The sequence below is a fragment of the Georgenia phoenicis genome (genome assembly GCF_047302425.1).
Lineage (GTDB): Bacteria > Actinomycetota > Actinomycetes > Actinomycetales > Actinomycetaceae > Oceanitalea.
The window spans coordinates 3384641-3396175 of record NZ_CP154855.1 but is presented as its reverse complement, the minus strand read 5'-3'; the positions used below and the strand labels follow the sequence as shown (position 1 = coordinate 3396175).

The 11535-nt window shown below is 72.8% G+C and carries 8 protein-coding genes; 7 read left to right on the top strand and 1 reads right to left on the bottom strand.

Annotation, left to right across the window (positions count from 1 at the left end):
- The first annotated feature begins 81 nt into the window (after positions 1 to 81).
- The 4 genes from AA0005_RS15995 (at position 82) to AA0005_RS15980 (ending at position 3102) form a co-directional block, all read left to right on the top strand.
- On the top strand, positions 82 to 435 hold the full coding sequence (locus tag AA0005_RS15995) for a YciI family protein (protein WP_413451123.1): 354 nt from the start codon (positions 82 to 84) through the stop codon (positions 433 to 435).
- Between the two features lie 2 nt (positions 436 to 437).
- Entirely contained in the window at positions 438 to 1685 is a 1248-nt protein-coding gene (locus AA0005_RS15990) for an RNA polymerase sigma factor (RefSeq protein WP_413451122.1), read from the top strand.
- A 10-nt stretch (positions 1686 to 1695) separates the two neighbouring features.
- Positions 1696 to 2268 (top strand): thymidine kinase, encoded by a 573-nt coding sequence (locus AA0005_RS15985; RefSeq protein ID WP_413451121.1) that lies wholly within the window; start codon positions 1696 to 1698, stop codon positions 2266 to 2268.
- 87 nt (positions 2269 to 2355) lie between these two features.
- Complete coding sequence (locus AA0005_RS15980) at positions 2356 to 3102, top strand: DUF1345 domain-containing protein (protein ID WP_413451120.1); 747 nt, start codon at positions 2356 to 2358, stop codon at positions 3100 to 3102.
- A gap of 44 nt (positions 3103 to 3146) precedes the next feature.
- On the opposite strand, the gene AA0005_RS15975 is transcribed toward AA0005_RS15980, so the two are convergent.
- The gene (locus tag AA0005_RS15975; protein ID WP_413451119.1) at positions 3147 to 4106 is read right to left on the bottom strand and encodes a hypothetical protein; all 960 of its coding nucleotides are present in this window, start codon (positions 4104 to 4106) and stop codon (positions 3147 to 3149) included.
- 204 nt (positions 4107 to 4310) lie between these two features.
- On the opposite strand from AA0005_RS15975, the gene AA0005_RS15970 reads away from it, so the two are divergent.
- From AA0005_RS15970 to AA0005_RS15960, 3 genes are all read left to right on the top strand, one after another.
- A complete protein-coding gene (locus AA0005_RS15970; RefSeq protein ID WP_413451118.1) occupies positions 4311 to 7778 on the top strand; it encodes a bifunctional proline dehydrogenase/L-glutamate gamma-semialdehyde dehydrogenase in 3468 nt (1155 codons plus the stop codon).
- Between the two features lie 189 nt (positions 7779 to 7967).
- A complete protein-coding gene (locus tag AA0005_RS15965; RefSeq protein ID WP_413451117.1) occupies positions 7968 to 9797 on the top strand; it encodes an ABC transporter substrate-binding protein in 1830 nt (609 codons plus the stop codon).
- Positions 9798 to 9990: 193 nt separating this feature from the next.
- The gene (locus tag AA0005_RS15960; RefSeq protein WP_413451116.1) at positions 9991 to 11514 is read left to right on the top strand and encodes an ABC transporter permease; all 1524 of its coding nucleotides are present in this window, start codon (positions 9991 to 9993) and stop codon (positions 11512 to 11514) included.
- The last annotated feature ends 21 nt before the right edge of the window (positions 11515 to 11535 follow it).

Sequence of the window (11535 nt, the reverse complement as noted above, 5' to 3'; positions counted from 1 at the left end):
TGCGCGGTCTGTCGATCCGCGGGCCCCTCGCGCGACATCATGGTGACGGCACGTCGGCCGTCCTGACGAGAGGAACGCGCGATGAAGTACCTGGTGCTGTTGATCGGGGACGGCGACCTGCCGCCGTGGAGCACGCTGAGCCCGGAGGAGCAGGCCGCGGCGATGGAGCGGTTCGTGGCCTTCGACGACGCCTGCAGGGCGCGGGACGGGGTCGAGATCCTCGCCGGTGAGGCGCTCGCGGAGGGGCCGGCCGCGACGGTGATGAGGACCCGCGCCGGGAAGGTGACGCTCACCGAGGGGCCGTACGCCGAGGCCGTCGAGGGGCTCGGCGGCTTCTACCTCATCGAGGTGCCGGACCTCGACGTCCTTGTCGAGCTGCTCACCGAGCTGCCGCCGTACGACATCCAGCTCTCGCCGGTCGTCGAGCCGTCCTGACCGTGCCGCGCGCCGTCCTCGACGAGGTCTGGCGGGCCCACTGGGGCCGTCTCCTCGGGCAGCTCGTGCACCGCTTCGGGCGCCCGGACCTCGTCGAGGACGCGCTCGCCGACGCGTTCGCGGAGGCGGCCTCCCGCTGGCCCGCCGAGGGCGTGCCGGACAACCCCGTCGGCTGGGTGCGCACCGTCGCGCACCGCCGGGTGGTCGACGCGCTGCGCCGCGAGGGCACCGGCCGCGCCAAGGCGCACCTGCTCGTGGAGGACGACGTCGCGCCCGCGGACGTCACCGACCCGCCGGGCGGTGACGTCGACGACCGGCTGCCCCTCCTCCTCATGGCCACCCACCCGGCGCTCGCCGAGGAGGTCCGCCCGGCCCTCGCGCTCCGGTTCGTCCTCGGCGTGCCGACGGCGGACATCGCGCGACTCTTCCTCGTCCCCCAGGCGACCATGGCGGCCCGCCTCACCCGCGCCAAGCGCCGCCTCGCGACGGCGGGGATCCCCTTCGCGGTGCCGGACGAGGCCGAGTGGCCGGCCCGGCTCGACGACGTCGCCCGGGCGGTCTACCTGGCCTTCACCGCCGCGTACGCGCCCGCCGGGGGAGACGACGTCGTCCGCGTCGCCGAGGCGGGGGAGGCGGTGCGGCTGGCCGAGCTGGCCGCCGACCTCCTCCCCGGGCAGCCGGTGCTCGAGGCGCTCGCGGCCCTGCTCGTGCTGCAGCACGCCCGCCGGGACGCGCGGGCCACCGCCGACGGCCACCCCGTCCGCCTCGCAGACCAGGACCGCGGCCGGTGGCGGCGTGAGGAGATCGTCGCGGGCCTCCAGCGGCTCACCGCCCTCCGCCCGACCACCGGGCTCGCGGAGGAGCTGCGCCTCCAGGCCCTGATCGCCGCCTTCCACGACACCGCCGCGACCCACGCCGACACCGACTGGGCCGCGATCGCCCGCACCTACGCCCGGCTGGAGGCCCTCACCGGATCGCCGGTCGTCCGGCTCAACCGGGCGGTCGCCGTCGGGGAGGCGTCCGGCCCGATGGCCGGTCTCGCCGTCCTGCGCGCGGCGGCGGACCGGCTGCCCGGCCACCACCGCGTCGCGCTCGTCCGGGCCGAGCTGCTCCGCCGCGACGGCCGGGTTGCGCTCGCGGCGGCCGCGTACGACGACGCCGCCGCGGCCTGTCCCGACGGCGTCGAGCGCGCGCACATCCTCGAGCGTCGCGCGAGTCTCCCCGCTGACGCGGACGACGGCAGTCACTAGGGTTCGCCTCATGCGCGAGGAGAGGCTGGGGCGGCTCCAGGTGGTGTGCGGGCCGATGTTCGCCGGGAAGTCCGAGGAGCTGCTGCGCCGGGTGCGCCGCGCGCAGCTCGCCGGCCTCGCCGTCGAGGTCGTCAACCACTCGTGGGACGAGCGGCACGGCGCCGGGCGGATCGCCTCGCACGCCGGGCTGAGCATCCCCTCCAGCGCGGCGAGCGACGTTCCCGCGCTCGAGGCGCTCCTCGCCGGGCACACGCCCGACCTCCTCGCCATCGACGAGGCCCAGTTCTTCGGCGACGGCCTCGTGCCCGTCGTCGAGGCGCTCGTCCTGGCCGGCACCACAGTGGTGGTCGCCGGGCTGTGCGTCACCTTCGACGGGCGCCCCTTCGAGCCGCTGCCCTCCCTCATGGCCGTCGCCGACGACGTCACCCGGCTCACCGCCGTCTGCGCCGTGTGCGGACGCGACGCCCCCTTCCACGTGCGCACCGCCGCCGGCGAGGTGGGCGACGCGACCGTCCCCGCCACCGAGCACGTCGGCGGTACCGAGGCCTACGAGGCCCGCTGCCGCCTCCACCTGCGGACCTGAGGCACCGGCCCGCTTTGGGCGGGCACGTGGGAACGGCCTAGATTCGGGCGGACGCCGCCCGGCGTTCGCCACCCGAGAGGACGCCGCGTGCCCCACCGGACGCTCGACCTGCCCCGCCGCACCCGCCTGCTCGCGGACGACCTCACCCGCGCCTGGCTGGTGGCCCCCGTCCTCGCCGTCGCCGCGCTGCTCGTCACGCTCACGCCCGTGCTCGACGTCCCCGAGGACGAGCGCGTGCTCACCGTCGTCCTCGTCATGTACGTCGTCCTCCTCCTCACCTACCCCGGGCTGACGCTCCTCGCCTTCGTCGGGCTCACCGGGCCCGCGCTCACGGCCGCCCTCGGCGAGGCCCGCCGTCGCCACCTGCGGCGGCCGCGGTGGCTGCGGTGGTCGCTCGGGTGGCGCGACGACGGCGTAGGCGGGGACGGCCCGTCGTGGCCGGTGGTCCTCGCGCTCGGCTCCCTCGTCGTCGCGGTCTGGCTCATCCTCTCGGACTCGATGCGCAGCTCGGGCTTCCTCGTCGGGACGAGCATCCTCATGATCGTCCTCGCCTGGGGCGGCAGCCTCGTCGCCTACGCCGTCCACGTCGCCCGCCTCGACGCCGTCGGCGGGGGCCTGCGCTTCCCCGACGACGGGACGCCCGCCGCGGAGGAGCGTCACTTCTCCGACTACCTCTACCTCTCCCTCGGCGTCCAGGCCGCCTTCGGGCCGGCCGACGTGCAGGCGACGACGGCGCGGATGCGGCGCACCCTCAGCGGCCACGTGCTCGTCGGCTGGGTGTTCAACACCGTCGTCCTCGCGGCGGTCGTCTCCTTCCTCGTCGGCCTGGGCTGAGACACAGGTGGGGCACCTCCCGGAGGTGCCCCACCTGTGCCGCGTCAGTACCGGTAGCTCGTGCAGGCCCGGCCGTCGTTGTTGCCGTCGAGGCCGTGCGGGTCCGCGGGCCACGTGGACATGAGCGCGGCCTGCGCCGCCGCCTGGCTCGGGAAGTCCTTGCAGTCGAGGTCACGCCACGGCCCGGGCGCGGGCGCCGGCGCGGGAGCGGGTGCCGGCTTCGGCGGGCGGCGTACCCCGAGCGTGTCGGTCCCGTCGCCGTTCCAGTCACCGACAAGCGTGGTGTCGGCCGGACGTCCGTAGGTGAGCACGCGGTCGGCTGCCCCGCCCGAGAAGTCGTTGGCGATGAAGTAGGTGCTGCCACGCCGCACCGCGGGCGTGTCGGCGCCGTCGCCGTCCCAGTCGCCGATGAAGACGGCGTCGGAGGGGCGCCCGTAGGCGACGGTCCGGTCCGCGGGGCCGCTCGAGAGGCTGTTGCGGAAGAAGTAGGTGTTGCCCCGCCGCACCCCGAGGCTGTCCCGGCCGTCCCCGTCCCAGTCGCCGACGAGGACGGTGTCCCCGGGGCGTCCGTAGACGACGACCTTGTCCGCGGGGCCGCTGCCGAGGCTGTTCTTGACGTGGTAGGCGCTGCCGCGGCGCACGGCGGGGGTGTCGCGTCCGTCGCCGTCCCAGTCGCCCATGAGCACGGTGTCACCCGGGCGGCCGTAGGTGACGACGGCGGAGGCGGATCCTCCCGTGAGGCTGTTGGTGTAGTGGTAGGTGGCGCCGCGCCGGACCGCGAGGGTGTCGCTCCCGTTGCCGTCCCAGTCGCCGACGTAGACGCGGTCGTCGACCCGGCCGTACGTGAGCACCCGGTTGGCGTCACCCGTCCACCGGTCGTTGAGGAAGTAGTCGGCGCCCCGGCCGCCGACCTCGTCCCCCTTGGCGGACGCGCTCGTGGCGCCGAGCACCGGGACCGCCGCGATGGCGCAGGCGACGACTGCCGTCATGATCTTTCGCTTCACGTTCTCCTCCTGAGAGCGATGTGGACCGTCCGTGGCCCCCGTGAGTCGGACGCTAGCGGTCGCGGCCGCCTGATATCGGCGAATGCGCGCGCCTCCGAGTTGCGCGCGTCACTCTCCCTCCGCGCCCGGTGCCCCCGGCCGTTGCGGGCATGGGAACCTGGGGGCATACCTGCTCCCGTTCCGGGCGATCCCCGAGGAGGCGTCATGACGACCGCGACCCCCACCAACGAGCGGCGGACCACCCCGCCCGACGTCGCCGACCTCGTGGAGGACGCCGTCGCCCTGGCCGAGGCGTGGCTCGCGGCCACCGAGGAGGGCCAGACCCGCCAGGAGCGGGCCGCCTCCACCCAGCTCGCCTCCCTCGTCAGCGACCCGGAGGGCCTGGACCTCGCGATCCACTTCGTCGACCGCGTCGCCCGTCCGGAGGACGAGGAGGTCGCCGCCCGCGAGCTGTCCCGCATCTCCGCCGGCGCCGCCGGCTTCCTCGGCCCGATCGACCGCACGCTCCTGGGTGCCGGGGCGCTCGTCGCGCCGCTCGCCCCGCGCCTCGTCGTCCCGCTCGCCCGCCGCCGGCTGCGCCAGATCGTCGGCCACCTCGTCGTCGACGCCCACGACCCCGCGCTCGCCGAGCACCTCGCCCGCGCCCGCAGCGAGGGCTTCCGGCTCAACATCAACCTCCTCGGCGAGGCCGTCCTCGGGGAGGACGAGGCCCGCGCCCGCACCGAGCGCACCCGCAAGCTCCTCGAGCGCGACGACGTCGACTACGTCTCCATCAAGGTCTCCTCCCTCGTCTCCCAGATCTCCACCTGGGACACCGCCGGCACCGTCGACCGCGTCCTCGAGCGCCTGCGCCCGCTGTACCGCACCGCCGCGGCCCGCAGCCCGCACGCCTTCGTCAACCTCGACATGGAGGAGTACCGCGACCTCGACCTCACCCTCGAGGTCTTCACCCGGCTGCTGTCCGAGCCGGAGTTCGCCGACCTCGAGGCCGGCATCGTCCTCCAGGCCTACCTGCCCGACTCCGTCGCCGCCCTCGAGCGGCTCGTCACCTTCGCCCAGGAGCGCGCCGCCGCCGGGAAGGCCGGCATCAAGGTGCGCCTCGTCAAGGGCGCCAACCTGTCGATGGAGCGCGTCGAGGCCGAGGTCCACGGCTGGGAGCAGGCCCCCTACGCCACCAAGGCCGACGTCGACGCCAACTACTTGCGCCTCGTCGAGCGGGCCCTGCGCCCCGAGCTGGCCGGCGCCCTGCGCCTGGGCGTGGCCTCCCACAACCTCTACGACGTCGCCCTCGCCCACCTGCTCGCCGAGCGCCGCGGCGTCACCGCGATGCTCGACGTCGAGATGCTCCAGGGCATGGCCCCCGCCCAGGCCCGCGCGGTCAAGGCGGCGGTCGGCACCGTCCTCCTCTACACCCCCGTCGTCGCCCCCGAGGACTTCGACGTCGCCGTCTCCTACCTCGTGCGCCGCCTGGAGGAGAACGCGCAGCCGCAGAACTTCCTCCGCGCCCTCTTCGACGACGGCGCGGGCGAGGCGTCGATGGCCGACCAGGAAGCCCGCTTCCGGGCCTCCGTCGCGGAGATGGCCACCGTCTCCGCCGAGCGTCGCCGCACCGGGGAGCGGCAGCCGGCCGGCAGCTCCTTCGACAACACGACCGACGCCGACCCGGCCCTGCCCGAGGTCCGCGCCTGGGCACGCGAGCGGGTGCGCGCCACCCCCGCCCCGCTCACCTCCCCGGTGCTGAGCACGACGGCGCAGGTGGACGACGTCGTCGCCCGCGGCCGCGCCGCCCAGCCGGGCTGGTCCGCGCGCCCCGCCACGGAGCGTGCCGCGCTCCTGCGCCGCGCCGCCGACGAGCTCGAGGCCCGCCGCGGCGAGCTCATCACGCTCATGGTCGCCGAGGGCGGCAAGACGATCGAGCAGGCCGACCCCGAGGTCTCCGAGGCCGTCGACTTCGCCCGCTACTACGCCGACCGGGCCCTCGAACTCGAGCCGGGCGCTTCCCTCTACACCGACGGCGCGCGCTTCACCCCGCACGTCCTCACGCTCGTCACGCCGCCGTGGAACTTCCCGGTCGCCATCCCGATCGGCGGCGTCCTCGCCGCCCTCGCCGCGGGCAGCGCCGTCGTCATCAAGCCGGCCCCCGCCGTCCCCGGCTGCACCGAGACGGCCGTCGCCGCGCTCCGCGCCGCCGGGATCCCCGACGACGTCGTCCAGGTGGTCCGCGCCGAGGAGAACGAGGTGGGCCAGTCCCTCGTCGACCACGACGGCGTGGACGCCGTCGTCCTCACCGGCGCCGCCGAGACCGCCGAGCTCTTCACCTCCTGGCGCACCGGGCGGCCCGAGGGGCCGCGGGTACTGGGTGAGACGTCGGGCAAGAACGCCCTGGTCATCACGCCGGCCGCCGACTACGACCTCGCCGTCGCCGACCTCGTCAAGAGCGCCTTCGGGCACTCGGGTCAGAAGTGCTCGGCGGCATCGATCGCCATCCTCGTCGGCTCCGCGGGACGCTCTGAGCGGCTGCTGCGCCAGCTCGTCGACGCCGTCCGCTCGCTGCGGGTCGGCTGGCCCACGGGCCTCGCGGCGACGATGGGGCCGGTCATCGAGCCCCCGACCGGCAAGCTGCGCCGGGCGCTCACCACCTTGGAGCCGGGGGAGCGGTGGCTCGTGGAGCCGCGCCGGCTCGACGCCAGCGGGCGGCTGTGGTCGCCCGGCCTCAAGGACGGCGTCGCGCCCGGCTCCTTCTTCCACCTCACCGAGGTCTTCGGCCCCGTCCTCGGCATCATGCGCGCCGAGACCCTCGACGAGGCCATCGAGCTGCAGAACGCCACCGCCTACGGGCTCACCGGCGGGCTGCACTCCCTGGACGAGGAGGAGATCGACCACTGGCTCGAGCGGGTCGAGGTGGGCAACGCCTACGTCAACCGCCACATCACCGGGGCGATCGTGCAGCGCCAGTCCTTCGGCGGCTGGAAGTCCTCGGCCGTCGGCCCGGGTGCCAAGGCGGGCGGCCCGAACTACGTCGCCCAGCTCGGCGAGTGGGCGATGGACGGCCTGCCGGAGCGGACGGCGCAGCCCGGCGCCGCGGTCCGCGCGGCGCTCGCGGACTACGCCGCGCTCGTGCCCGACGACGCCGAGCGCACCTGGCTCGAGCGGGCGGCGGAGTCGGACGCCGCGGCCTGGGAGGCGGAGATCGGCCAGCCGCAGGACCACACCGGTCTGCGCGCCGAGTCCAACGCCTTCCGCTACCGCCCCGTGCCGCTCACCGTCCGAACCGTGCCGGGCGCGGCGCCGGTGGAGCTGCTGCGGGTGCTGCTGGCCGGCGAGGCGGCGGGCGCGGACGTGCGCGTCAGCCTCGACCCGGTGACGAGTGCGGCCCTCCGCGGGCTGCGCGGACCGCAGACGCACGCCGGGCTCCGTCGTCTGGGCAGCCACGTCACCCGGGCGGAGACCGATGCGCAGTTCCTCGCGCGGGTCCGCGAGGAGGGCATCGAGCGGGTGCGCGTCGTCGGCCCGGAGGCCGGTGCGCTGCTCGACGCCCTGTGGTCCCCGCAGGTCACGGTCCTTGCCGGTCCGGTGCTCGCCACCGGCCGCCGCGAGCTGCTCTCCGTCACCCGCGAGCAGGCCGTCTCCCGCACGCTCCACCGCTTCGGACACCTTCCCGCCGGCGCCTGAGTCCACATGGTGAGATGTTCACCACATCCTGTCTCAAGTCCATAACGAATCGGTTGCCGGCTTGTTTCGCCTGTCGTAACGGGGCTGGCGGCGTGTGTACCGTGACGGCACCTCGGCGTGCACCGCGGCACACCATCCCGGGTACCCCCCGGCGTAGCCGCAGTGACGTCCCAGCATCCAGGAGGAACATTGAAGATCAGGCGTACGGCACAGGCCGCTGCGGTCCTGGCGGCAGGCTCACTCGTCCTCGCGGCGTGCACCAGCTCGCCCGACGACTCGAGCAGTGACGACCAGACCACCGCGGGCGGCGGCGGCTCGGAGGGCTCCTACGAGGGCACCGACAAGGAAGACCTCGGCGACATCCAGACCGTCGAGGGAGACATCTTCTACTCGACCGGCCAGGACGAGTTCACCGGCTACAACACCCTGACGGCGGACACGTACAGCACGTACAACAACGTCATCATGGACCGCGTCCGTCCCGAGGGCTTCTTCTACTTCGGCACCGACGGCACGATCTACGAGAACCCGGAGTTCGGCACCGTCGAGATCGTCTCGGAGGAGCCCCTCTCCCTCGAGTACACGATCGCCGACGACGCCGTGTGGTCCGACGGCAACGCCATCGACTACGCCGACCTCCTCTTCGAGTGGGTCGCGCAGAACCCGGCATGGCTGTCCCCGGACCCCGAGAGCCCCGTCTTCAACCACGTCTCCGGCATCGACTACACCCAGACCAACGTGCCCGAGGGCCCGAAGGCCGACAGCTGGGACGCCAAGACCTTCACGGTCGACTACGTCGAGCAGTACCCGGACTGGCGCCTGGTCACCGGTGCCTACATCCTCCCGGCGCACGTCGCCGCCGAGCAGATCGGCATCACCGAGGAGGAGCTGGTCCAGGCCATCCTCGACGAGGACGTCGAGACGGTGACCCGGGCCGCGGAGTTCTGGAACGAGGGCTGGCTCTCCAGCCCCGGTGAGGTCCCCGCCCCGGAGATCGCCCCGTCCGGCAACCGCTACCAGCTCATGGAGGGCGGCTGGACCGCCGGCCAGTCCATCACGCTCGAGGCCAACCCCAACTACTGGGGCACCCCCGCCGCCACCGAGAACATCACCTTCCGCTTCCTCGACGCCTCCGGCCACAACCAGGCGCTGGAGAACGGTGACCTCAACATCATCGAGCCGCAGGCCACGCAGGACACCCTGCCGCAGCTCGAGGCCATGGGTGACCTCATCGAGATCCAGACCGGCTCGACCCTCACCTGGGAGCACCTGGACTTCAACTTCAACAACGGCGTGTTCTCCGACGAGGAGGGCGGCCTGGCGCTGCGCGAGGCCTTCGCCTACTGCGTGCCGCGCCAGCAGATCGTCGACAACCTCATCAAGCCGATCGACGCCGAGGCCGAGATCATGAACGCCCGTGAGGTCTTCCCCTTCCAGGAGAACTACGACGAGGTCGTCGAGGCCGCCTACGACGGCCGCTTCGACGAGGTCAACCTCGAGGAGGCCGAGAGCCTCATCGCGGAGTCCGGCATCGCCACGCCGATCGACGTCCGTATCGGCTACTCGGCGCCCAACCCGCGCCGCCAGGCCCAGATCGAGCTCATCAAGTCGAGCTGCGACCAGGTTGGCTTCAACGTCACCGACGCCGGCTCCGCCGACTTCTTCTCCAACGCGCTGCCCGCCGGTGACTACGAGGTCGCGCTCTTCGCCTGGGCCGGCTCCGGCCAGATCGCCTCGGGCCAGAACATCTACTCGACCGACGCGCCGCAGAACTACGGCGGCTACTCCAACGAGACGGTCGACGAGGCCTGGACGACCCTCGCCGCGTCGCTCGACGAGGAGGTCCACCTCGAGCAGACGAAGATCATCGAGCAGGAGCTGTGGGACACGCTGTACGGCATCCCGGTCTTCGCCCACCCGGGCGTGGTCGCGCACACCGCCGGCATGGAGAACGTCCGCCACACGGCGACGCAGAACCAGGTCGCGTGGAACGCCGAGCAGTGGCTGCTCGCGGAGTGACCTCACCTGAGGTGATCAGCACTCCGATCACCTGATACACGCACCGAGTGCCGGTGGGGCAGGAGGGGAGTCCCCCTCCTGCCCCACCGGCGCGCGTGTACGGTGCCTTGACGTGAATTCTCGGCGCCGGCCCGTCCCACAAGGACGCGGCTAGGCTGACCGGGCTCACCCGGAAGACCCGAAGGGCAAGCTCGTGATCAAGTTCATCCTGCGCAGGCTGGGCGTATCTGCCCTCGTCCTGCTCGGTGGGTCCCTCCTCATGTTCGTCCTCACCATCAACTCTGGGGACCCGCTGGCGGACCTTCGGGAGTCGAACGACCCCAACCGTGACAGTCTCATCGCCCAGCGCATCACGAACATGCGGCTGGACGACCCCTGGTACGAGCGCTACGGCGCGTGGCTCGCCGGCGTGGGCAAGTGCGCCGTCGGATCCTGCGACCTCGGACTCAACCGCGCGGGGATCCCGGTCATCGACCTCCTCGGCAGCGCGGCCGCCGCGACGCTGCGGCTCGTGCTCCTGTCGACGCTGCTCGCCATCGTCATCGGCGTCGCCGTCGGCATCCTCACCGCGATCCGCCAGTACTCGGGCTTCGACTACATCGTGACCTTCTTCGCCTTCATGATGTACTCCCTGCCGGTCTTCTGGGCCGCGGTGCTCCTCAAGGAGTACGGCGCGATCCGCTTCAACGACTGGATCATCGAGCCGGACATGACGCTGTGGCAGATCGCCCTCGTCGCGCTCGTGCTCGGTCTCGTCCTGGCCGGCGCGCTCGGCGGGAACGCCAAGCGGCGTCTCCTCACCGGCGGCGGCACCTTCCTCTTCGTCTTCGCCGCGATGGTCTACTTCGACGCCGTCAACTGGTACCGCCAGCCGGCGCTCGGCATCGGCGTCGTCGCCGTCGCCTCCCTCGGTGCGGCGCTCCTCATCGTCATGCTCACCTCGGGGCTGGGGAACAAGAACGTCCTGTACGCCGCCCTCACCACGGTGGGCGCCGGGATCGTCTCCTACTTCGTCTTCTCCAGCCAGCTCAACGAGCCCAGCTGGGGGATCCTCTTCGGCCTCTTCGCCGTCGCCATCGTCGTCGCCGTCGTCAGCGGCGCGCTGTGGGGCGGGTACTCCCGGCGCCTGGCGATCTGGGTGTCGGTCGCGACCGCGAGCGTCATGAGCCTCGTCATCGTCGTCGACAAGGCGCTGTCGAGCTGGGCGAGCTACCTCGGCTCGGTCCGCAACGGCCGTCCGATCTCGACGATCGGTGCCGAGACCCCCAACTACGACGGCACCTTCTGGCAGGAGTTCCTCGACAAGGGCACCCAGCTGCTCCTGCCGACGGTCCTCCTCACCCTCGTGTCGGTCGCCAGCTACAGCCGCTACACGCGCTCGTCGATGCTCGAGGTCCTCGAGCAGGACTACGTGCGCACCGCCCGGTCCAAGGGCCTGTCCGAGCGCGTGGTCATCACCAAGCACGCCTTCCGCAACGCGCTCATCCCGATCACGACGATCGTCGCCTTCGACTTCGCCGGCCTCATCGGCGGCGCCGTGCTCACCGAGACGGTCTTCGGGTGGAAGGGCATGGGCGAGCTGTTCCGCACCGGCCTCGCTCAGGTGGACCCCGCACCCGTCATGGCCTTCTTCCTCGTCACCGGCACCGCGGCCGTTGTGATGAACATGCTGGCCGACATCGCCTACGCCTTCCTCGACCCCCGGATCCGGCGGTGAGCGCAGTGAACGACGCAGGCA